Source organism: Collimonas sp., from assembly GCF_035566375.1.
GTDB lineage: Bacteria > Pseudomonadota > Gammaproteobacteria > Burkholderiales > Burkholderiaceae_D > Collimonas.
Genome location: NZ_DATMRK010000074.1, coordinates 60,499 through 83,834, shown reverse-complemented (window position 1 = coordinate 83,834; position 23,336 = coordinate 60,499). Strand labels below are relative to the sequence as shown.

Annotated in this window: 21 protein-coding genes; 12 read left to right on the top strand and 9 right to left on the bottom strand. The window is 56.4% G+C overall.

Features of this window, described 5'->3' with window-relative positions:
* Window positions 1–2: 2 nt before the first annotated feature.
* A complete protein-coding gene (locus VNZ60_RS22505; RefSeq protein ID WP_325663192.1) occupies window positions 3–251 on the bottom strand; it encodes a FeoA family protein in 249 nt (82 codons plus the stop codon).
* A gap of 221 nt (window positions 252–472) precedes the next feature.
* Between VNZ60_RS22505 and VNZ60_RS22500 the strand changes: the two genes are divergently transcribed.
* The 3 genes from VNZ60_RS22500 (at window position 473) to VNZ60_RS22490 (ending at window position 4,201) form a co-directional block, all read left to right on the top strand.
* Entirely contained in the window at window positions 473–1,636 is a 1,164-nt protein-coding gene (locus tag VNZ60_RS22500; RefSeq protein ID WP_325663190.1) for an esterase/lipase family protein, read from the top strand.
* 4 nt (window positions 1,637–1,640) lie between these two features.
* Entirely contained in the window at window positions 1,641–2,645 is a 1,005-nt protein-coding gene (locus VNZ60_RS22495) for a lipase secretion chaperone (RefSeq protein WP_325663188.1), read from the top strand.
* A gap of 425 nt (window positions 2,646–3,070) precedes the next feature.
* Window positions 3,071–4,201, top strand: coding sequence for an ABC transporter substrate-binding protein (locus VNZ60_RS22490; protein ID WP_325663186.1), 1,131 nt, complete (start codon window positions 3,071–3,073; stop codon window positions 4,199–4,201).
* Between the two features lie 69 nt (window positions 4,202–4,270).
* Here the strand turns inward: VNZ60_RS22490 and VNZ60_RS22485 are convergent, their stop codons facing one another.
* The 8 genes from VNZ60_RS22485 to VNZ60_RS22450 form a co-directional block, all read right to left on the bottom strand.
* Window positions 4,271–4,489, bottom strand: coding sequence for a hypothetical protein (locus VNZ60_RS22485; protein WP_325663184.1), 219 nt, complete (start codon window positions 4,487–4,489; stop codon window positions 4,271–4,273).
* Window positions 4,490–4,656: 167 nt separating this feature from the next.
* Entirely contained in the window at window positions 4,657–6,138 is a 1,482-nt protein-coding gene (locus VNZ60_RS22480) for an aldehyde dehydrogenase family protein (protein WP_325663182.1), read from the bottom strand.
* A complete protein-coding gene (locus VNZ60_RS22475; RefSeq protein ID WP_325663181.1) occupies window positions 6,135–7,865 on the bottom strand; it encodes a 5-guanidino-2-oxopentanoate decarboxylase in 1,731 nt (576 codons plus the stop codon). Before VNZ60_RS22475 ends, VNZ60_RS22480 begins: the two co-directional genes overlap by 4 nt.
* Window positions 7,866–7,922: 57 nt before the next feature.
* A complete protein-coding gene (locus VNZ60_RS22470) occupies window positions 7,923–8,738 on the bottom strand; it encodes a transporter substrate-binding domain-containing protein (RefSeq protein WP_325663179.1) in 816 nt (271 codons plus the stop codon).
* A 25-nt stretch (window positions 8,739–8,763) separates the two neighbouring features.
* Window positions 8,764–9,870 (bottom strand): ABC transporter ATP-binding protein, encoded by a 1,107-nt coding sequence (locus VNZ60_RS22465; protein WP_325663177.1) that lies wholly within the window; start codon window positions 9,868–9,870, stop codon window positions 8,764–8,766.
* A 75-nt stretch (window positions 9,871–9,945) separates the two neighbouring features.
* Entirely contained in the window at window positions 9,946–10,797 is an 852-nt protein-coding gene (locus tag VNZ60_RS22460) for an ABC transporter permease (RefSeq protein WP_325663176.1), read from the bottom strand.
* Window positions 10,794–11,651: an ABC transporter permease gene (locus VNZ60_RS22455; RefSeq protein WP_325663174.1), complete on the bottom strand. Its 858-nt coding sequence runs from the start codon at window positions 11,649–11,651 to the stop codon at window positions 10,794–10,796. Before VNZ60_RS22455 ends, VNZ60_RS22460 begins: the two co-directional genes overlap by 4 nt.
* Window positions 11,652–11,685: 34 nt before the next feature.
* The gene (locus tag VNZ60_RS22450) at window positions 11,686–12,780 is read right to left on the bottom strand and encodes an ABC transporter substrate-binding protein (protein ID WP_325663172.1); all 1,095 of its coding nucleotides are present in this window, start codon (window positions 12,778–12,780) and stop codon (window positions 11,686–11,688) included.
* A gap of 410 nt (window positions 12,781–13,190) precedes the next feature.
* On the opposite strand from VNZ60_RS22450, the gene VNZ60_RS22445 reads away from it, so the two are divergent.
* From VNZ60_RS22445 to VNZ60_RS22405, 9 genes are all read left to right on the top strand, one after another.
* A complete protein-coding gene (locus VNZ60_RS22445) occupies window positions 13,191–14,081 on the top strand; it encodes a LysR substrate-binding domain-containing protein (protein ID WP_325663170.1) in 891 nt (296 codons plus the stop codon).
* Between the two features lie 381 nt (window positions 14,082–14,462).
* Entirely contained in the window at window positions 14,463–14,933 is a 471-nt protein-coding gene (locus VNZ60_RS22440; protein ID WP_325663168.1) for a transposase, read from the top strand.
* Between the two features lie 482 nt (window positions 14,934–15,415).
* Window positions 15,416–16,972 carry a glycosyltransferase gene (locus VNZ60_RS22435; protein WP_325663166.1) on the top strand — a complete coding sequence of 519 codons (1,557 nt, stop codon included), beginning with the start codon at window positions 15,416–15,418 and terminating at the stop codon, window positions 16,970–16,972.
* Window positions 16,969–18,294, top strand: coding sequence for a glycosyltransferase (locus VNZ60_RS22430; RefSeq protein WP_325663164.1), 1,326 nt, complete (start codon window positions 16,969–16,971; stop codon window positions 18,292–18,294). The genes VNZ60_RS22435 and VNZ60_RS22430 overlap by 4 nt, the downstream gene beginning before the upstream one ends.
* Complete coding sequence (locus VNZ60_RS22425) at window positions 18,291–19,220, top strand: class I SAM-dependent methyltransferase (protein ID WP_325663162.1); 930 nt, start codon at window positions 18,291–18,293, stop codon at window positions 19,218–19,220. Before VNZ60_RS22430 ends, VNZ60_RS22425 begins: the two co-directional genes overlap by 4 nt.
* A 20-nt stretch (window positions 19,221–19,240) precedes the next feature.
* Entirely contained in the window at window positions 19,241–20,434 is a 1,194-nt protein-coding gene (locus tag VNZ60_RS22420; RefSeq protein WP_325663160.1) for an acyltransferase family protein, read from the top strand.
* Window positions 20,435–20,444: 10 nt separating this feature from the next.
* The gene (locus VNZ60_RS22415) at window positions 20,445–21,296 is read left to right on the top strand and encodes a class I SAM-dependent methyltransferase (RefSeq protein WP_325663158.1); all 852 of its coding nucleotides are present in this window, start codon (window positions 20,445–20,447) and stop codon (window positions 21,294–21,296) included.
* A gap of 63 nt (window positions 21,297–21,359) precedes the next feature.
* A complete protein-coding gene (locus tag VNZ60_RS22410) occupies window positions 21,360–22,304 on the top strand; it encodes a GDP-mannose 4,6-dehydratase (protein ID WP_325663156.1) in 945 nt (314 codons plus the stop codon).
* A 50-nt stretch (window positions 22,305–22,354) separates the two neighbouring features.
* The gene (locus tag VNZ60_RS22405) at window positions 22,355–23,326 is read left to right on the top strand and encodes a GDP-mannose 4,6-dehydratase (RefSeq protein WP_325663154.1); all 972 of its coding nucleotides are present in this window, start codon (window positions 22,355–22,357) and stop codon (window positions 23,324–23,326) included.
* The last annotated feature ends 10 nt before the right edge of the window (window positions 23,327–23,336 follow it).

Genomic DNA, 23,336 nt, shown 5'->3' with positions numbered 1-23,336 from the left:
ATTCAGGACGCCGGATTAGCAGGATTGACGTGGACCCGGTGCGCTTCGGCGCGACGCAGGGCAAAACGGGTGAAGCCGATCTGTATCATCAGCGGATCGGCGCCGACCGGGCCGCGCGCCACCAGGCTGACCGCTTCTCCCCGGACAAAACCCAGCTCGCGCAAGCGTTTGGCGATCGGGTCCAGCTCCAGCACGTCTTCTACGTAGTCAATCACTGCCGGCGCAAACGGCGTCAAATCACAAAGTCTCATACAAAAGCCATGATCAATAATGATTCTCATTATATACATTCAGCGCTGTCTGTATGTTGTTCAACTGGGAAATCAGAATATTCCAGCCCGCCTTGTAGCGCTTTGCTGAGTATCTTGCCAACAACAAGTGATGAAAATAAGAATCGTCTTATTTTTCCGTCAACGTTACTCACCTATGATCTGACGATTCTCAACTACTGCACTGATTATTCAGCAGAAACATGACTTCAATCGCAAAAAAAACCATGCTGGCCGCCGCCGTGGCTGCGGCAACCCTGATGTATAGCATCGGCAACGTGAACGCGCAGGCAACCCCGGCTAAGCAATATGCTGAGACGGCGTACCCGGTGATCCTGGTGCCGGGCGTTGGCGGCGCGGAAAGCTATTCCAAGGGCACGATTGCCATGCTGGGCGGCCTTATCAACTCAGTTCTGAAGGCACTGAACATACAGTTTGCCGTGCCCACCACCGACGTCGATTATTGGTACGGTTTTAAGCAAGAACTGGAACGCAGCGGCGCCAAGGTATATGTGGCGGATCTGGAAGCATTCAGCGTCGATGACGCCAAAGATCCGTTATTTGGTGTGGTAAATATCGGTCGCGGCGATCAGTTATTGAACTATGCGAATGCAGTGATGGCGCAGACCGGCGCTACCAAAGTCAATTTCATCGGCCACAACCAAGGCGGTATGACGGCGCGTTATGTGGCCGCCGTGGCTCCGGGGAAGGTGGCGTCGGTGACCACCATCGGCACGCCGCACAAAGGCTCTGAGCTGATTGATCAGGCGTTGAATTTCATGGATCAGCAAAAGTTGACGGATAGCGCTCTGACGGCATTGACCGTCGCGAGCATTGCACAGCGTACGGCTGACGGCAAAGCAAATCTTCAATACACGCCGTTTCAGAATGCTCAAGCAGCATTACGCCAGCTCACTGTCGGTGGCGCCAAGCAGTTCAATGCCAAGTTCCCTAGCGCTGGTTTGAGCACCGCAAGCTGCGCCAGCGGTGCTGCCACGGCCAATGTCGATGGCAATACGCAGCGTATGTATTCTTACACTGGCGCTGCATTTCAGCCTTATAGCCTTTTCGGCGTCAAACTGGTCAGCGACACCAGCCTGAGCTGGTTCCTCGACTCGGCACAATGGACCGATCCATCGACCTTGGCGCTGCGTGCGGCCGGCGTGTTCGTGGCGAATCAGGGCGTGGGCGCGAATGATGGCCTGGTTTCAGTCTGTAGCGCCAAGTACGGCCAGGATGTCGGCACTTACCAATGGAACCATCTGGATGAAATCAATCAGTTTCTCGGGATTCGCGGCGGCAAGGCAGAAAATCCGGTAGCCGTGATGAAGACACATCTGAATCGCCTGCAAAAAGACGGAGTGTAACGCCATGAGTCGACGTATTGCGTTGTGGGCAGGCGCAGCCGCGCTTGGATTGGCGGCTGGATTGAGCTACTGGCGCAGCGCCGACAGCAACGTTGCAGAGCCGGGGCAGCAGCCGCAGACCGTTGCGATCAGTGCGGCCGAACCGTTCATGAAATTACCCTACGGTAGTTTCGAGGCAAGTCCTGACTTGCCTTCCCATTTGCAAGGAACCTCGGCTCCGCCATTGCCGCTGGATAGTGGCGGCCGGCTGTTGCGGGTGCGCGCAGTGCGCGACTTTTATGACTACTTCCTCATAGCGCAAAACCAGCTGCAGCCGGCAGCGTTGGATGGGCTGGTCAATGCTGCGATCGTTGCCCAATTGAATGGCAAGCCTGCGGCGGCTGAGGCAACCCAGCTGTGGCAGCGTTACCGCGATTACCTCGCCGCACTGGAAAAATTACCCGGTAACGGCAATCAAGTGCCGACTGAATCCAGCATGGATCTGGAGGCCATCAGCCGCACGCTGGATCAGCAGGCGCAACTGGCTGCCCAATACCTGGGTGAGTGGCAAACGGCTTTTTTTGGTGATGAGTTGAACCAGCAACGCTTTGCGTTGGCCAAGGTGCGTATCGACAGCGATAGCACTTTGTCTGCTGCAGAGAGAGCACAACGCAAGCTGGCCTTGGAGCAAAGCCTGCCCGCAGCCGAGCGCCAGGCGCTGGAGCGCAGCCGGCGCGAAGACGCATCGATCCAAGGTTTGCAGCAAGCACTGCTGCAAGGCGATTCACCCGAGAAAATGCAGGCGCTGGCCCAGCAACTGGGGCCGGGGGTCGCTGCCCGGGCTCAGCAGTTTGCCCAACAGGAGCGCGATTGGAAAAGCCGCTATCAGCAATATGTGGAACAAGCTGCGCAACTCAAGACGCAGCAACTGGCGCCTCAGGATCGCCAGCAGCGGTTGGAACAACTGCGCCAGCAACTGTTTGCCAGTCCCGGCGACGCCTTGCGCGCAGAGGCACATTACGGCGAGTAACAAAAATTGCATAGGTGTTTTGCTATCTGCACATGCGGATAGTTCAGATTGTGATAATTACATGTTTTATGTGCGTCGCAACAAAGATTTGAATGCCCGGTCCCATTCTTGCTCGGAAGCCAACGTTTCATTGCATGTCTATACCGTGAAAGTGGCGTAGTTTGCTTGACAGCATCCCCCGCTTTGCGTTTTACTTAGCGAAATTTTTTGCGTCGCAACAAATTACGTCGATGTTTTTTGTCGCGCACCGCGAATGATCGCAGCCAGATCCCTAGTCCAACCCCACGCCATTAAGCGCATCGAAACTGGCCATGCCAGGTGTCTGCTTACTTTGGTTTTCGGTAGCGCTAACATCGACTGCATCGAATTTTGCAACGGGTTTTCAATATCTATCAACTTCATCCAAACGAACGATCGGATTTCGCATGCGACTTCATAAATTACTCGTGCTGTCATCCCTGCTGTTGACAACCGTCTTCTGCCGCGCCGATACTGGCGTCACCGCCACCACCATTACTCTCGCTCAGTCAGCGGCATTTACCGGACCTGCCAAAGAGTTGGGCAAGGGCATGCATGACGGCGCTCAAGCGTATTTCGATCAGGTCAACGCCAGCGGCGGCGTGTTCGGCAGAAAAATCATTCTGAAGACGCTGGACGATGGTTATGAACCGGAGCGCGCGGCAGCGAATACCCGGCAGTTCATTGAACAAGACGAGGTACTGGCCTTGTTCGGTTATGTCGGCACGCCCACCTCGAATGCGTCGATTCCAGCAGTGACCAAGGCCAAGATGCCATTTTTCGCACCGTTTACCGGCGCCCAGTCTCTGCGTGAACCGTTCAATCGGAATATTTTCAACATCCGCGCCAGCTATTTTGCCGAGACCGAGAAAATCGTGCAGCAAATCACCACCCTGTCATTGAAGCGGATTGCTGTCTTCTATCAAAATGACGCCTATGGCAAGGCTGGCCTGGAAGGAGTGACCCGGGCGTTGAAGAAGCGCGGCATCGAGGTTGCCGGTTTGGGCACGGTCGAGCGCAATAGCGTAGACGTCAGCGATGCGGTCGCCAAGATACGCCAAAGCAAACCGCAGACGGTGATCATGGTGTCTGCCTACAATTCCAGCGCCGCTTTCATCAAAGCCATGATCGCCGCCGGCAGCCCGCCGTCGTTCTGGAACATCTCATTCGTCGGCAGTCAACAACTGGTGAACGCGCTGGGCAAGGACGCCAGCGGGGTGCAGATTGCGCAAGTGATGCCGGCGCCTTGGGATGAGGTCAACGGCATCGTCAAGGAGTATCGCAAGTACTATCTGCAAGATGGCAAGAAAGAGTGGGATTACGTCAGCATGGAGGGTTTCATTGCGGCCAAGGTCCTGGTGGAAGGTCTTAGGCGCGCCGGCAGCAATTTGTCGCGCGACGGCTTGATCAGGGCCTTGGAAACCATCAACCACTATGACGCCGGCGGCTATTTCGTCACCTTCAGTCCAAGCAACCACAATGGTTCAGAGTTCGTCGATCTGACCATGGTTGCCAAGAGCGGCAGATTCTTGCACTGATTGCGCTGGTGATCTGGCCCCTGAATAACCAGGCGCCGGCAGGGTTAACCTTGGTTTAAAGTTGCCTTTTCACAGATGAAAAGGCAACGCTAGATCAGACTCCATGTCGGCAAGCATCTGCAGTACGTCCGTACGTTTAAGCGCGGTCAAGGCAATTGCCTCCTGCACGTATTCTCCTCTGCCATTGCCGGCATGGCCGACGGTTTGCTTTTCCGCCTTGATGGCTTTTGCAAGCGTAAGTATTTGCGCTACGACTAAAGTTTGCAGTAAGTCAGTTTGTTGTTCCACGAGATATTTCCTTGAAGTGATAACCATGTTTTACGGCGTTCCACCTTGCTTTGATGGGTGTTGCCGTATCAATCAAGCTGGGCCCGCATGCTGCGGACCCAAAGTATTGAAATGAATTGCATGATTCATGGTAATCACCGGTCGCCTGGATTGGCATAAGAAAAATCTTATTCTGGCGGCTGCTGTGTTTTTGGCGTTGCAACAACTACATGCTTTATTTCTTGAAACGCTTGTAATCCCCACGGCCCCAGTTCGCGGCCTATGCTGCTTTTCTTCATGCCGCCCCAGGAAGTCTGGGGAAAAATCACCTGCGGGCTGTTGACCCAGACCAGGCCCACTTCCAGCGCCGCCGAGACACGGCTTGCGCGTTCCTGGTCGGTGGTCAGCACGGTCGCCACCAAGCCGTATTCGCTTTGATTGGCGATCGCAATCGCTTCCTGTTCGCTGTCGAAGGTGTTGACGCACAGAACCGGGCCGAAGATTTCCTCACGCCACAACGGGCTGTCGAAGGGCACATCTGCAAAGATTGTCGGCGCAACAAAATATCCCTTGCTCATGCCTTGCGGCTCACCGCCGCTGATCAATCTCAAGCCGCCGGCCAGTCCCTGCTGAATGTATTGCTGTACTTTTCGATATTGCTGGCGGTTGCTCAAGGGGCCCATTTGGGTAGCGGGGTCCAGCGGATCGCCGACCTTAATAGCATCGACGCGCCGCTTCAGGCGAGCCATGAAATCCTCGGCGATGCTGCGTTCGATCAATAGGCGCGAGGTGGCGGAGCACATTTGCCCTGCATTGAAAAATATCCCGCCGCAGACAATCTCGAGCGCCAGTTCGAGATCGGCGTCGGCAAACATCAGCGCCGCCGATTTCCCGCCCAGTTCCAGGCTGACGCGCTTGAGATCGTCGGCGGCGGCCTTCATCACCGTCTGGCCGACGGCGGTACTGCCGGTGAATGAGACTTTGCGTACTGCTGGATGAGCAACCAGTGCAGTCCCGACTTCAGCACCGCTGCCGGTGACCAGGTTGAAGACGCCGGCGGGTAATCCAGCCTGATCGATAATCGCGGCCAGCGCCAACTCTGGCAGCGGCGTGATTTCAGATGGCTTGAGTATGACCGTGCAACCGGCCGCCAGCGCCGGTGCGACTTTCCACGCCGTGGTCACCATAGGAAAATTCCAGGGCACGATCAAGGCCGCAACGCCGCACGGCTCGCACCGCAATGTCGCCGCAAAGCCGGCGTCAGGCAGGGTTACCGGCTGATCCTGACGGGCATCGAGTTGTTCGGCCAGTTCAGCGTAGTAGTTGAATGTGGCGATCACATCGCCGATGTCGATCTGCGATTCGCTCAGGGGTTTGCCGTTGTTGGCGGTTTGCAGCTGCGCCAGTTGCTCTTGCTGTTGTTCTACCCCTCGGGCAATCGCCCGCAAGCAGGTGGCGCGTTCATGGCCGGAACTACGACCCCATGCACTTTGTGCAGCAGCGGCTGCGCTAACGGCGGCGTCGACATCTTCCGCTGCCCCAACCGCGACTTCAGCCAGCGGCGCTTCAGTAGCCGGATTGAAGACGGTTTCCACACGGCCGGAGCGTGCGTTGCACCAGCGGCCTGCGATATATAGCTGGCCCTGACGGGGTGGGGTGGTAGACATCATTGCTCCTGTCCGGTCCATTCTGTTTCTGAAATTTCGATCACGGTCGGCGTGGTCGCATGCTTCGCCTGTTGCAAGGCGCGAGTCAATTCCGTTGCCGTTGCCGCATGCACGGCAGAGCAACCGAAGCCGCGTGCAATCGCCAGGAAATCCGGTGTGTAGATATCGACGCCAACCGGCTCGATGGCGCGGTTTTGCATATATTTCTTGATTTCGCCGTAGCCGCTGTTATTCCATAGCAGGATAATCACCGGCACGCCGGCTTCCACCGCGCTGGCCAGTTCCGGCAAGGTAAATTGCAAGCCACCGTCGCCGATCAGGCATACCACCGATGCGTTGGCCGCGGCCAGTTTGGCGCCTATCGCGGCTGGCAGCGCATAACCGAGCGTGCCGTATCCGGTCGATGAATTGAACCAGCTGCGCGGCGTGCGGGCGTCGAAGGTGATGTTGCCGGTATACACAGGCTGGGTCGAATCGCCGACGTAGATCGCGTCCGGCAATGTATTCGCTACCACCTCCAGCATGCGCTGCTGCATGCGGGCCGGATGGTCAAGGCTGGCGTCGACCGTACGGCGCAAGGCCGCAACCCGGTTGCTGCCCCACGAGGCGTCAGAGAGCGACGCGTGCAAAGGCGATTCCGGCAGCGGCGGCAAATGCTGCAGCAAGCCCTGTAGCGCGCTGCCGGTGTCCGACAGCAATGCGAGCGATGGCGGATAGTTACGCGCCAGCTGCAGGGCGTCGATGTCGATACGGATCAATTTTCCGGGAATGCGGAAACCGCCGTCGAACACGGTGTCATAGTCGGTTTCGCCGAGTTCTGTGCCGATTGCCAGCACCACATCGGCTTCGCACACCAGTGCGCGTGTCGCCGCGGTGGACTGGGTCGAGCCGAGCAGCAGCGGATGTTGCGGCGGCAGCAAACCTTTGGCGTTGATGGTGAGCGCCGTCGGCGCCTGCAAACGTTCTGCCAGCTGTTGCAATTCGATAGCAGCATTGACGGCGCCGCCGCCGGCCAGGATCAAAGGCCGCTTGGCTTGCCGCAACATGGCTGCCGCCGCGGCCACGCTGCGCGGATCGGCGCAAGGTTTCGAACTGCGGGCCGGCATGGCGCAGGACAGATGCGCTGCAGTTGCGAGAGCGACGATGATATCCAGGGGAATCTCGATATGCACCGGGCGCGGACGGGCGCTGTCGAACACTGCGAATGCGCGTGCCAATACCGCTGGCAGTTCATCGGCGCTCATCAGCGTATGCGAGAACGCGGTCATGCCGGAAAACACAGCGCGTTGCGACGGCAACTCATGCAGCATGCCGTTGCCATTGCCCAGATGCTGGCGGGCGTTGACGCTGGAAATCACCAGCATCGGGATCGAATCGGCATAGGCTTGCGCCATGGCGGTAGCGATATTAGTCATGCCGGGGCCGGTGATGATGAAGCAGACGCCGGGCTTGCCGCTGACACGCGCATAACCGTCGGCCATGAAGCCGGCGCCCTGCTCGTGGCGCGGCGTGATGTGGCGCAGGCGCGACCGCGCCAGGCCGCGATACAGCTCGACGGTATGCACCCCGGGAATGCCGAACACTAGTTCGACGCCGTAGTTCTCCAGGAGTTTGATCAGCAGCTCGCCACAGCTGATTGCTGCCGATGCAAGCGTCAGCGCTCCGGCGTCGGATACGCCAGCTCCAGCATCGCCGGTCTTGCCTATTTCAGTAATCTCAAGTCGTTTCATTTTTTGTCAGCGAGTGGTGCTGCGTTGATATTCGATGGTTCCCCGCGATGCGACAGACTACAAATCCGCCGGCAACGGCAGCCGCAGCCATTTCTGTGAAATCTTGTTCAAGCTGCCGTCTTTCTTGGCTTGCACGATAGCCTGGTTGATTTGCTGCGTCAGGCGTGGCTCGTTCTTGTTCAAGCCGACGTGATCGGGTGAGCTGAACAACTGGAATTTTTGCTGTATGCCGGCCGCCGGGTTCCTGGCCATGATGGTGGCGCCGACGTCGTTGCCGACTACCATCAACTGCGTCTGTCCCGACAGGAAAGCCGAGATGGCGCCGTTAGGATCGTCGAAGCGTTTGATGGTGGCGTCGGCCGGCGTTACTTTGGAAATGCTCAGATCCTCAAGCGTGCCGCGGGCGACGGAGATGGTCTTGCCGGCCAGGTCGGCATTGTTTTTAACTGCCAGTTTGGGGCCGCCGAACACTGCCAGATAGTAGGGGGCGTAAGCATCGGAAAAATCGATGACCTTGGCGCGCTCCGGTGTTTGCCCCACCGATAACAGCAGATCCACTTTGCCGCCGGCCAGGTAAGCCATGCGGTTGTCGCCGGTGACTTGCACCAGCTCGACCTTGGTTTTCAATGCCTTGCCGATCAGTTCTGCCATATCGATGTCGTAGCCGAGCGGCTTCATGTCCGGGCCGATCGAACCGAATGGCGGGTAGTCCATAAAGACCCCGATCCTGACCTTGCCGCTTTTACTGATGTTGTCGATGGCGTCCGCGTGGCTGGGTGCAGCGTGCAATATTCCGGCGGCGAGCAGAGCGGCGGCGCCGATCTTGAAGATGCGGCGGCTGAGGATGGAGCTGGAGAAAGGCAAGACGTTCATGGCGTTTTCCTATGAGTAAGTTGAATCAGGCGGCAAGCCGGCCGGGGCTGGCGTCGATCAGCTTGCAGGCATGCGGCGGCAAAGTCGCCAATACCTGTGTCCCTATCGTCAGGCCAGGCACCTCGCGCGGACTGGTCGCCACGGTCAATGAAAAACCGGAGCAGTTTATGGTGGCTTCCAGCGACGAGCCGACATCGCGGATAAAACTGACCTGGCCTGGCACACTGTTGTTGCCGATGCTGGAGTGAAGATCATCGTGCCCGACCGCGGCGCTGATTTTCAGGCAAACATCTTCGGGGCGGATCAACAAGCGGATTTCCTGGCCATCGCTGATTTTGCGCGCACTGCTGATATCTATCTGTTGACCGCCGGCCAGCCGCACCCGCTGATCGCCGCTAGGCACGGCTGGCAGGATGTTGCCGAGCCCGATGAAATCAGCCACAAATTCGTTGACCGGATCCCGATACACTTCCAGCGGCGAACCGATCTGCGCGATCCGGCCTTGTTCCATCACCACGATCACATCGGCCATGGTCATCGCTTCACGCTGATCGTGGGTCACCATGATGGTGGTGATGCCGAGGCGTTGCTGCAGCAGGCGGATTTCAACCTGCATTGCTTCGCGCAGTTTGGCGTCGAGTGCTGACAGCGGCTCGTCCAGCAATAGCAACTTGGGCGCGGACGCCAGCGCGCGGGCAATCGCCACCCGTTGCCGCTGGCCGCCGGACAGTTGCGCCACCGGACGGTTGGACATGTGCGGCAACTGGATCAATTGCAGCAATTCGTCGACCCGTTTGCTCTGGCTTTGCTGGTTGACCTTGCGCAAACGCAACGGATAGGCGATGTTGCCGGCCACGGTCATGTGCGGGAACAAGGCCAGCGATTGGAACACCATGCCGAAATCGCGCTCGCAGGCAGCGACATTGGTGAGATCCTTGCCGTCCATGGTGAGGCGGCCGCTGGTCGGCGTTTCGAGACCTGCAATCATGCGCAGCAAGGTGGTTTTGCCGCAGCCGGAGGGACCCAGGAAGCACACCAGCTTGCCTTCCGGAATACTCAGGTTGACATGCTTGACGACTTGCACCGCGCCGAATTGCTTGCTGACGTTTTCAATAACTAATTGGTTGCTCATATTCTTCTCGCAAGGTTGAAACGTGTTGCCGCAAAGTTGAAGCGTGTTGCTTCGAGGTGTTGCTTCAATGCGCGGCTACAGCGCCACGCCGTCGTCGCCCACCAGTTTTTCCAGCAGCCAGATCAAGCCGAAATCGATCAGGACGATGAATACGGCGAACGAAAATACAGTAGGGTCGAGCGATGAAACGGTGCGGCTGTAGAGCCACACCGGCAGCGTCATGGTGTCGACGTCGTACAGGAAAAATGTCACCGTGAATTCGTTGAAGGAGACGATGAAAGCGAACAGCATGCCGGCCAGGATGCCGGGCCGCATCAAGGGCAGCACCACGTCGAACATGGCGCGCAGCGGCCGCGCACCCATCAGATAGGCTGCTTCTTCGAATTCCGGGCCGATGCCGGCAATCGACGCCGAACAATTCTTGACCGCGAACGGCAACGCCAGGATTACATGGGCGATGACCAGGCGGAATATGCCCAGTTCGAGCGGCAGATAGTTGAACACCAGCAGCAGAGAAATGCCCAGCATCACCAGCGGATACACCATGGGCAAGGCGATGAATTGCTCGACCAGGCCTTTGCCGGGGAAGTCGAAACGATTCAGCGCATAGGCGGCGGGGATGGCGACAGCAGCGGCGATCAGCATGGTCGCCAGCGCCACCATCAGGCTGGTGCCTAGCGCTTGCCCCATCGACAAGACGTCGCTGGCATCAGGCGACATGAAAGTATGCCAGGCGGCCCGATACCATTGCAGGCCGTAGCTTGGCGGCGGAAAGGCCAGGGTGTCGGAGGCGCCGAACGACATGATGATCATGGTGATGATCGGCATCGCTGCCAGGATCAGCACCACCGTTGCCAGCACGCCGGTCAAGCGCGTGAGTTGGCCGGGCAGGGCCCGTCGCAGGAGGGGAAGAGCGAGCGAAGTCATGGTGTGTTTCCCAGCATTTTCTGTGATCGATGAACCAGTTTCTGCGACAGCGCCATCACCGCCAGGGTCGCCAGCATCAAGACCACGCTGGTGGCTGACGCCGCCGGCCAGTTGAGCAAGGGGGTGATCTGGTCGCGCACCAGCACGGCTAACATCGAGACCCGACGGCCACCCAGCAGCAGCGGTACGGCAAAGGCACTGGCGTTATAGGCGAACACCAGCAAGGCGCCCGACAGGATGCCTGGCATCGCCAGCGGCAGCAGCACATGGCGCAGGATTTGCCAGCGGCTGGCGCCCATGGTGGCAGCGGCTTCTTCGTAGCTGCCGGAAATCGCTTTCAGTGCACTGGCCATTGGCAGCGCCGCCAACGGAAAGGCAGTCTGAATCAAGCCCAGCAACACGCCGTTTTCACGATACAGCCATTGCACCGGACGCTGCACGATACCTAGCGCCAGCAGCGAATTGTTGAGTACACCGCCGGGGCCGAGGATGATCAGCCAGCCGTAACTTTGCAGCAGCAGATTTACCAGCAAAGGCAGCAGCACCCCGGTCAGCAGCAAGCGTCGCGCCAGCTTGGATTTGGCGCGCGCCATGGCGATCGCCACCGGGATTGCCAGCAACACCGCCAGCACCGTACTTTGAAACGCCAGGCGCAAGGTGAGCCATAACGATTTCATGTAGTAAGGCGTCGCCAGATCGGCATAACTGGTCAGCGAAACGCTGTGCCATTCATCGCCGTTGCTGCCGACGCTCATGCGGATTACCGCCAGCGCCGCCGCTGCCAGCACTGCCAGGAACAGCAGTACCGGCAGTAGCAGCAGCCACGGTCGTGCATTGGAATTTTGATCAAGCATTGCTTTTGCCTTTACCTGTTGCCGCATGTTGCCATTAGGCCGAGAAGATCTCGGTGTAGCGGCGCACCCATTCGCTTTGCACCACAGCCAGCGCCTTGTCGTCGTGAATCTGCGCCTTCTCCGCAATTTGCCGCAGGCTAGGGACGTAGCGGCTGCTCTCCGCCGGTATCGCCGCCTTGGTATTTACCGGCCCGTTGAGCACGTCGGCGGCCATCTTGCCTTGCACTACCGGGTCCAGCGTATGGTTGATGAAGGCGTGGATCAGGTCGAGGTCGCCGGGATGAGATTTCGGAATCACGGTGTACATCAACTGTGCAGCAAAACCCTCCTTCATGTCATAGGTGACGCCCATTTTGTATTCTGGCTTTTTAATCGCAACCGGGAAGAATGCCGGCGAGTAGATGCCGCCCAGATCCAGCGCGTTGGTGCGGAACAGTTCCGCTACCTGGTTTGGATTCTCGCCGAGCATCAGGATACGATCCTTGAGTAGCGCCAGCTTCTTGAAACCGGGATCGATATTCTTTTGCGAGCCGCCCGACAGTTTCGCTGCAATGATGGCAAGGTCGACTGCCTCGACCCAGCTTGGCGGCGGCAGAAAAATGCGGCCGCTGTATTTTTGATCCCACAAGGCTTCGTAGCTGGATGGCGGCGCTTTGAAGGTCGATGTGTTGTAGATCAGGCCGTTGGTCCACAGCAGATAGCCGACACCGAAACCGTTGGCGCCGCTGCGATGCTCAGGTGCGACATCTTTCAGGTTAGGCAGGCGCGCCAGATCCGGTTGCATCAGCAAACCGGCGTCGGCCAGGCCGGAAGCGCCGACACCCGCCAGCGTAATCACATCATATTGCGGCTTGCTGCCAGCCGCCTTTAGCTTGGCAACCATGCCCGAAGTACCGTCAGCGCGGTCGGCGATCACTTTGGCGCCGGTCTTTTCAGAGAAGCTGGCTGCAATATTGCGTAGCGCTGCCAGGCCGGTGTCGTCCGACCAGGTAAGGAAGCGCAACGTCTTGCCTTTGAAGTTCTGTTCCTGTGCAAAGACGTTCACAAATGGTGCGGACAGGGTGGAGGCAGCGATCGATGCACCAATTGCCTTGATGACATTGCGCCGTTTGGTATTTGTATTTTGCATGGCTTGCTCCTGCTGTGAGAGTGTGGAAACAACTGCTGAATGCTAGGGGTATGCTGTGATAGCGTTACTTGCGGATGCAAGAGCTATGCCAGATATTGCCTAAAGGCATCAGTTTTAATGATTGCTTGGATGCGTAAAACTGATGCCTGAAAATACGAGGCGTAGCCGGCGCAGATGCTGCTTGGCAATAAGGGGGAGGCTGATTCCACCGATGGTGGTCCGCTGTAGGATGGTTTGCATTTTTTTCTCACTCCGGTATTAGAAAATGTATTTTCTTTACGCGCTGTCCCAGTGGGATCCAGTCGCTTTTTTATGTTGGCTATTCTTGTGCATCGCCTGCGCATTCACAAACGAAATATAATCATGCGAGCCATGCGTTTTCCTGGTGGCTCGAATCTCCGGAGAAGATCATGCGCAAATTGCCGCCTTTGAATGCCCTGCAAGTCTTTGAGACTGTCGCCCGCCATCAAAATATTACGCATGCCGCCAACTATCTGTGCCTGACCCAGGGCGCGGTCAGCCGCCAGATACTGATCCTGGAAGAGTATTACGGCTTCCCGCTGTTTCAGCGCCATGCGCGCGGTTTGACCCTGACGGAAGAGGGTGAGCTGCTGTTGCCGACGGTGCGCGAAAGCTTCGCGCGGATCGAAGAGATATCAGCGCGATTGACGCGGCAGCGTACCGATCTGGCGTTGAAAGTGCCGACCTGCATCATGCGCTGGATCTATCCCAAGATCATGCTGTTCCAGGCGGAATACCCGGATATCCAGCTGCAGGTGACCACGGCGTTGCAGCACAACGTCGATTTCCAGCGCGAGTCGTTTGACGCTGCAATTGTGTACGGCGCGCCGACCGGCAAGGATACGCATTCCCTCTTGCTGTTCACCGAACAATTGACGCCGGTATGTTCGCCTGCAATGCTCAAGGAACAACCGCAGTTGCAGCCGGAACAGCTGGCGCAACAGACTTTGCTGCACCCGACCAGGGATCATCGGGATTGGGAAATGTGGTTGCGCTTTGCTGGCGTCAAAGGCGTTGACGCCAGCAGCGGCCAGAGTTTCGACACCCTGGATCTGGCGGTGAATGCGGCGGCGCAAGGATTCGGCGTGGCGATAGGCGATTGCATCCTGGCTGGCGATGATCTCGAGATGCAGCGTCTGGTAAAACCGTTCGATTGTGTGATGCCGGGGCAGAGCTATTACTTTGTTTATCCGGAAAGCGTCGCCAATCAGCAAAAAGTCACTATCTTCCGCAAGTGGATCAGCCAATATTGCATGCAACATGCGCTGCCGCCTGCCTGAGCTACTGATTTAGCCGGGGCGTTGTTGTCATATAGGCAACATTTCAGCAGGCAACAAATATTGTCCAAAAGAAATAGTTAAATCGACTTAATTTTCTATATGAAATAATAAGTGTCTATCTGACGTCATTGGATGGTTAAATATTGTTAATTTGTGTCAACGATAGTTAAAGATTGAGTTTTTAGGTGGTTTCGAAAGCCTCTTGCTTTTACTCTTTGCTTGCATGCTGTCGCCGGATTTAACAAACCGGTGAATGTATAGCGGCAGGGTTAACAGATTGGGCGTGGACAAGCGATTTCCAAAAGAGAAATTTGCCAGATGGCAAGTCGACGCGCTTGATTCATTTTCAACAATCAAAGAGTAATCAAAGAGTAAACAGAGATGCAGAAAATTATTGGCATTCTTCGAGATGATCAGTGGGAGAGGCTGGAACCTTTATTGGTCGGGCGACCTGGGGATTCCGGCATGTGCGGCCGCGATAATCGTCTATTCATGGAGGCGGTGTTATGGGTTGCGCTGAAATTCGGATCATGGAGCAATCTGCCAGCGGAATTCGGCCGCTGGAGAACCAGCTATATGCGGTTTCGGCGCTGGACCAAAGCCGACGTCTGGCGGCGTCTGTCCGAAAATCTGGCTGACGATCACGCACTACAAGTAATGCTGGAGGCAATTATTGCCCTTGGCGATGAACATACCCGATTGAACGCTGAAAGATCGATCAGGCGGGAAAATGTGAAAATTTACGGACGTGCCCTGGCGTCAGCCGCGGGTGCAAATACCAAACCAGGGCGCCACGACGACATATCTTCGCCGTGGGTGTGGCTGGTCACCAATGACGGCCAGACTGGCTGATTTTCAATCGCTTTACTCTTACCACGGCCGCAAACGCTAATCGCCAAGCGTCCTTGCAGCCTCCAATATCCTGCCACTGCGCGCAATGCCTGCCGGAGTTGCGTTTTATGCAAGTCCCGCTGTGCCCTTAACTGAACACCAAACCGAACGTCAAACCGAGAATTTCTTGTCAAGTGCAAGTGCCCGAAGAGCGAATATCCGTATATTGTTACATTTGTACACAATAGGGTTCGCGCTCTAAAGCCGAGGCTCATCGCACTACCATCGTGCGGTATCGGGTATTATCGGCAACCATAGGGAGAGTGTTTGAAAGGAAACTTTCTGGTCGATGCGCCTACGGCTGCCACCACACTTTCTCAATGCATAACAAAGAATGGCCCCGACTACGGGGCTGAGACAAGTCTAAAACAGCTATATGCCAAAACTGCAGCTAGTTTTGGCAATCGTTTGGACGATTAACATTCGATTAAATTACGATTTTGATGAATTTCATTCTGTATTCGGATATCGGCGAAAGTACGATCGATAAAAGCCTTGGTTTGCCAGAGTACAGTTATTACTTTGTCTTGAAAGCTTTTCGCACCGTTTTGGCAGAACTCGGTACGGTCACCTTGGTGCGGCACCCCGAAACCGAAGTCGACCCTTTGTTTGAGGAATGCCAGCAGCGCGGCGAAGAATGCGTGTTCCTTTCCTTTTCCCCTCCGAACAAGACCTTGATCGATCTCAAGTGCCCGACGCTATCGGTGTTCGCCTGGGAGTACAGCAATATTCCCGATGAAATGTGGGATGACGATGTCCGCAACGATTGGCGCGTCGTGTTTGGCCGTCATGGCAGAGCGATAACCTTGTCCAGCTATACCGCCCGTACCGTCAAAGACGCGATGGGGGCGGCGTTTCCGGTGCTGGCGCTGCCGGCGCCTTTGTGGGAGCAGTATGCCAGCGCGCGTGCGCGATTTGGAGGTAAGCTGCCGGCCAGGAAAACCACGCTGCAGCTGCATGGTACGGTGATCGACAGTCATTTATTGGGTTTGTCTGCAGACGGGTTGATAGCGCATCTTTCCTCTCCAGAGGCAGAAGCTGTATTGGCGCAACAAGCGCCACCCGCAGCCATGCAAACATTGCCGGAGTTGCAAGCGCCAGCGCCGGCAAAAAACCTGCGTTATCGACTGGCGGTGACTAAGCGCCATCTGCTGACATGGTATCGAGAGGCATTGCGCGATTTGCTGCCTTTGTGGCTGGCCAAGACGGTGGCCGTGAGCGGGCGCAGTGGTTATGCGCTAGCACGTGCGCTGACGGGGAATCCGCTCGGAAAACCCCAGCCGCAGCCTATACAGTCAACGCCACCATTGGCGGCAACTCCAATCCCAGTCCAGGAACCTGAGGCGGTGGTCAGCCTGGAAGGAGTGGTTTACACCTCCATTCTCAGTCCCAAGGACGGCCGCAAGAACTGGTTCGACATGGTGACGGCATTTTGCTGGACCTTCCGCGATGTGGAAGATGCGACACTGGTTCTGAAAATGAACGAGCGCGATTTGTCGATATATCACAATACCTTGCTGACCTTGCTGTCGCAGCTGGCGCCGTTCAAATGCCGCGTCGTGACCTTGCATGCTTATCTGGATGACGCCGCATATGAAGAATTGATCGGCGCCACCAGTTTTTACGTCAATACCTCGCTGTGCGAGGGTTTATGTTTGCCGCTGATGGAATTCATGTGTTGCGGCAAACCGGTGATTGCGCCGGTGCATACAGCGATGGAAGACTATATCGACGACGGCGCTGCCTTCATCGTCAAGTCCAGCCTTGAGCACAATGTATGGCCGCATGATCCGCGCGACCTGTTCCGGACCCTGCGCTACCGGCTTGACTGGGAATCGATTTGTACTGCCTATAAAGATAGCTATCGCGTGGCGAAACAGCAGCCCGAACAATATATCGCGATGAGCGAGCACGCCATGGCGCGCCAGGCCGCCTATTGCTCAGGCGCTGTCGTGAAAGAACAGTTGAACAACTTCTTTCTGAAACCCGGTGTCAGATGATTATTATTATTTACTCCGATACCAACGCCGCCTCGATTGCTTCCAATCTGGGTTTGCCGGAATACAGCTACTACTTCGTGTTGAAGGAGTTTCGCCCGGTGCTGGAACAGCTTGGCATCGTGGTTACCGTCAGCGATCCTGCAAGCGAAGTCGACGCCATCTACAGAAGCGCCAGAGCACACGGCGAATCCTGCGTATTCCTGTCTTTTTCGCCGCCGCATAAAACGGTGGTCGATCTTGCCTGCCCGACTATTCCGGTATTTGCCTGGGAATTCACTACCGTGCCTAACGAGGCCTGGCTTGGCGAGCCGCGCCACGACTGGCGCCACGTCTTCAACAAGCTCGGTTGTGCGATTACCCACTCCGCATTCACCGCGGATACAGTCAGGCAAGCGATGACCCCAGAGTTTCCGGTGACAGCCATCCCGGCTCCGGTCTGGGATCGTTTTTCTGCACTGCGTGAAAAATGTTCGATTGCCAATCATCCGGATGGCGTCGTGCTGAACGTCGCCGGCACCGTGATTGACAGCCGCAACGTCGACCTCTCGCCATATAGTCCGCCGCGCCGGCGCCTGCCCAAGCCGGATCTGCTGCGGCCGCCGGCGCTGGCCCAGCGTGAGCCGGTCAAGGTGCATATCGGCGGTGTGGTGTATACCTCGGTCTTCAATCCGTATGACGGCCGCAAAAACTGGTATGACATGATCAGCGCGTTTTGCTGGGCCTTGCGCGATGTCGAAGACGCCACGCTGGTGCTGAAGCTGACCCACAATGATGCGCGCATCGGCATCGATAATTTATTAGAGAATATTTATAAGCTGACGCCGTTCAAGTGCCGGATCCTGCTGATTCACGGTTATCTGAGCGACGCCGATTATGAAAACCTGGTGTCGGCGACCACCTATGTCTTGAATACCTCGCATGGCGAAGGCCAATGCTTGCCGTTGATGGAATTCATGTCTTGCGGTAAGCCTGCCATCGCGCCAGTCAACACGGCCATGGCCGACTACATCGATAGCGATAATGCCTTCGTGCTGGATTCCAATACCGAGCCCAGCCACTGGCCGCACGATCCGCGCCAGGCCTATCGCACTTTGCGCTACCGCATCGACTGGGGTACTTTGCTTAGCGCCTACCAGGAAAGCTATCGCGTCGCCAAACAAGACCCGGAAAGATATTGGCAAATGGCGCAGCACGCAGTGCGGCAACTGCAACGGCACTGTTCACAAGCGGTCGTCAAAGAGCGTCTGCTGGCTTTCTTTTCCAATCATCCAGGGCTAGCTGGAAGCGCCATCCCGCAGACGGCGGAGAAGGTATCCGCATGATGAGATTCCTCGCCGACTGGCTGCGCCCGAGCAAAGCAAAGATCGTAAAAACCGCAAAGACCGCCGAGAAAGTTGAGCTAGTCGAGATGCCGCAACTGGTATCGAGGGCTGGCGTGGTCGATTCACGCATCTGCGGTTTGGTTGATAACGTGCAAAGCGGCTGGTTCCGCCAGGACAGTGGCGAGTTGCTGGAAGGTTTTGCGATTACGTCCGCAGATGTGGTGCTCGATGTCGGTTGCGGCGAAGGCGGGGCGACCATGTTTGCGGCGCGTTGCGGCGCCCATGTGATTTTTTCCGATACCGATGCCGCGCAGGTGGAGCGCCTTTCCGCCAAAGTAGCAGAGAGCCCGGCACGCGGCGCGCAGCCGCTGGTGTGCGATACCAATCCGCTGCCGTTGCCGGATGGTTGCGCCAGCCGCATCATCGCCATGGAAATGCTGGAACACGTCGACGATCCGGCGCAAGTACTGGCCGAGCTGGTGCGCGTCGGGCAACCGGGTGCGCTGTATTTGCTGACCGTGCCGGACCCGGTTGGTGAAGGATTGCAAAAAAAGCTGGCGCCGGCGTCGCACTTTCAAAAACCCAACCATATCCATGTTTTCGAGCGCGAAGCATTTGCTGCACTGGTGAGCGCTGCCGGTTTGCAGATCGAACGGCGGCACGCTTCGGGTTTCTTCTGGTCGCTATGGATGTGCCTGTATTGGGCCAGCAAACCGGACAGCGATGGCAGCGGCAACGGTGACATGGGCGCCACGCGTGACAACATCAAGCCGCCGTATCCTCCTTTACTGGATGAGTGGGCAAAGACCTGGCATCAATTGATTTCGCTGCCGGAGGGCGCTCGGATCAAGCAGGTATTGGATAGCGTCATGCCGAAAAGCCAGGCGATCATCGCCCGCAAGCCGCACCATCCGGACCATCGATAGACTATCGGAGCTGATCGCAGATGAATCATCGCATCAAGGATATCGAACTATTGCGCGGAATCGCGGTGATTTTCGTGTTGATCGAACATACGCGTTTCAATTTGTTCGGGCAGCCAAATCGGCTGCTTGAATTTCTATATACCTATTTCGGCGGCTGGACCGGCGTCGATCTGTTTTTTGCGATTTCGGGATTCGTGATTGCTCGCGATTTGATTCCGCGCTTGAGCCGGAGCAATGGGCAGGCATTCTCCGTCATGCTGGGTTTTTGGGTGCGGCGGGCGTCGCGCTTATGGCCGTCAGCGTGGTTGTGGTTGCTGCTGATCCTGGTCGCCACCGTCACCTTCAATAAATCCGGCGTATTCGGTTTATTGAAGACCAATCTTGACGCCACGCTGGCCGGCGTCTTCAATTATGGAAATTTCCGTTTGCAGGAAGTTTTCGGCCGCTCAGAATACGGCTCCAGCTTTCCGTACTGGAGCTTGTCGCTGGAAGAGCAGTTTTATCTGTTGTTGCCGTTCGTGGCGATTATTTTCCGCCGCTGGCTGCCGTGGGTGCTGGTGATAGCGGTGCTGCTGCAGCTTTCCGCCAACCGCCATATCAGCTTATTTCTGATGACAACGCGCTCCGATGCATTGTTGCTCGGCGTGCTGCTGGCGATGTGGAGCAAAAAAGAGAGTTATCGCAGATTCGAACCGGTATTCCTGAAAAATCATCTGTGGCTGCGTTGGATTTTTTTGGCGGCTCTGGTGCTGGGCCTGGGTGGGATGGGATCCTATCGCTTCCAGGAGTTCCGTTATTGGATTGGCGCAGTCGCGCTATTGTCGATTGCGTTGGTATTCATCGCATCGTATGACAAAGATTATCTGATGCCGGACAACCCCTTGAAGAAAATTTTCCTGTGGTTCGGCAGCCGTTCCTACGCGCTTTACCTGACGCATATACCGGCTTATCTGGCCAGCCGCGAAATCTGGTTCCGGATAGCACCCGTTAATACCATTTTCGACAGAACTTATAACATCCGTCTGGCTCTGACAGCTATCGCGCTGCTGCTGATTTTCAGCGAATTGAATTATCGTTTCGTCGAAACCCCGTTCCGCGCGCGCGGCAAGAAGCTCGCCGACCGCATCAGCTTGCGCCAGGACTGGTGGCAAACATGGCTGGCCAGGTTCCGTAACCAAGCGTCGATCAGCGCTGACAGTGAGAGATCACAGTAATGAGCATAGTATGAGGAAATTTATCAGGAGCCTGTTCGGCATTGGCAAGACGGATAGCGTTATTCCGGTGATAGCCCCGGCCCCAGCCGCTGCTGCGGCGCTATCGGCCGCGCCCATCGATTCGTTTCATATAGGCTTGCGCGATGCCTTAGCCAGTGGCTGGTATCTGCAGGAGAGCGATGAACTTTATCGCGGCTTTGTTATCAGTGCCGAAGACGTGGTGCTCGATGTCGGCTGTGGCGACGGCGGCAATTCGCTGTTTTGCGCGAACCGCGGCGCCCATGTAATCGTCGCCGATATCGACGCCGGCAAAGTCGAGTCCAGCAAACAGCGTCTGGCGGCAACCCCGGCGCGCTTGGTGCAGGGAGTGGTGAGCGACGCCAATCCCTTGCTGCTGGAAGACGGCATTGCTTCCAAAGTGATTTCGATGGAAGTGCTTGAGCATGTCGACGATCCGGTGCAATTCCTGAGCGAACTGGTGAGGGTCGGTAAGGCGGGCGCGCAATATCTGCTTTCGGTGCCGGATCCGGTGCAAGAGCATTTGCAAAAAAAGGTGGCCCCGGCTTCGCATTTTGAAAAACCAAACCATATCCGGATTATTCAACGCGACGAATTCGAGAAGATGGTGACAGATGCGGGCCTGGTGATCGAAAGTCATGAGTATTATGGTTTTTACTGGTCAGTCTGGTGGTTGTTTTTCTGGGTCTGCAAAGTCGATCTGAGCGACGCTCATCACCCGTTGCTGGACAGTTGGGCGAAAACCTGGGAAATCCTGATGGATAGCCCCAATGGTGAACACGTCAGGAACACCTTGAACGATTTCATGCCAAAAAGCCAGGTCATTATCGCGCGCAAGCCATAGCAGGAAATGCAGAATTCGCAGCATGGATTTAACCGAACAAAGGCAGGGAAGGGTGGACTGCGTATGAAGCGACTAGTTAAGCGATTATTCATTACCGGGCAGTCAGGGTTTGTCGGGCTTGCCTTTGAGCGTTTGCGTGCGCACGCGGTTGCCGGGCAAGGCTGGGAGCTGGTTGTCGCAGACAGTCCCTATGATTTACTGGAGCCGGAATCGCTGCAGCGGATATTGCAGCAGGCGCGCCCGGATGCCGTGATCCATCTTGCCGGTCAGACTTTTATTCCGGAAGCGTTTCGCGACCCGGCGCACACCTTGGACGTCAATCTCAAGGGAACCCTGAATTTGCTGCAAGCGCTGCAACACAGCGGCTTCAACGGCACCTTTTTATACGTCAGTTCGGGCGATGTCTATGGCCGGGTGAGTCCGGAGTTATTGCCGATCACCGAGCAACAGCCAGCGCGCCCGCAGAATCCGTATGCGGTCAGCAAAGCCGCAGCAGAATTGCTGTGCTATCAGTGGAGCTGCAATGTGCCATGGCGCATCCTGGTGGCGCGCCCGTTCAACCATATCGGCCCGGGGCAGCGCGAAGATTTCGTGATTTCCAGCGTTGCGCGGCAATTGGCACGTATCAAACTGGGCCTGCAAGAGGCGCGCATATTGGTCGGCGACGTTGACGTCAGCCGTGATTTTCTTGATGTCGAAGATGTCATTTCAGCGTATCTGGCGCTGTTGGAAAAGGGCCAGAATGGCGAGATCTACAACGTCTGTTCGGGCAAGGAATATCTGATCCGCGACATGATTGCCAGCATGCTATATCTGACCGAAACAGATGCCGTGATTGCGCAAGATCCTGCGCGTATGCGGCCTTCCGACCTGCGCCGGGTGAGGGGCAGCAACCAGAAGATTGAACTGGCAACGGCATGGGCGCCGCAGATTCCCATGCAACAGACCTTATTGAATGTCTTGGCGGATTGGGAAGTCAGGGTAACGGCGGAGAACGCGCCACCTTGATCCTCTCAGGTCTGAGGCGGTAAAAAATAGAACTAATGGAGACAAACGCGATGACAAAAACAGCATTGATTACTGGTGTGACGGGGCAAGATGGCGCCTACCTTGCCAAGTTATTGCTCGACAAGGAATACAAGGTATACGGCTTGCTGGCAAGGCGCAGCAGCGATACCTTATGGCGCTTGCGCGAACTCGGAATTGTGGAGCAGCTGCAATTCATTGAAGGCGATCTGGCCGATGCGACCTCGGCAATCCGCGCGGTATGCCAATCGCGTCCTGATGAAATCTATAACCTCGGGGCGCAAAGCTTTGTCGGTACTTCCTGGAACCAGCCGGTAGTAACCGGTATGGTGGACGGCTTGGGTGTGACCCATATGCTGGAAGCGATTCGCCAATTCAGTCCTGAATCGCGCTTCTATCAAGCGTCGACCAGTGAGATGTTTGGTTTGATCCAAGCTGAACACCAGGATGAAAATACACCGTTCTATCCGCGCAGTCCTTATGGCGTGGCCAAGCTTTACGGCCACTGGATCACCGTCAATTATCGCGAGAGCTTTGGTTTGCATGCGTCCAGCGGCATTTTGTTCAACCATGAATCGCCTTTGCGTGGCATTGAATTCGTCACTCGTAAAGTAACTGACGCGGCGGCCCGGATCAAACTCGGCAAACAACAGGAACTGCGGCTTGGCAACATCGACGCCAAACGTGACTGGGGATTTGCAGGCGACTATGTGGAAGCAATGTGGCTGATGCTGCAGCAAGAACAGGCTGACGATTATGTGATTGCCACTGGTGTCACCACCAGCGTACGCGAGATGTGCCGTATCGCCTTTTCCTATCTTGATTTGAATTACGAAGATCACCTGGTGATCGATCCACAGCTGTTCCGGCCGGCCGAAGTGGATGTCTTGCTCGGCAACCCGACTAAAGCTCGCCGGAAATTGGATTGGAAACCGAAAACCGGTCTCGAGCAATTGATCCGGCAGATGGTTGACGCAGATCTGCGTCGTGTCGGTAAAGAATAACGAGGGATGA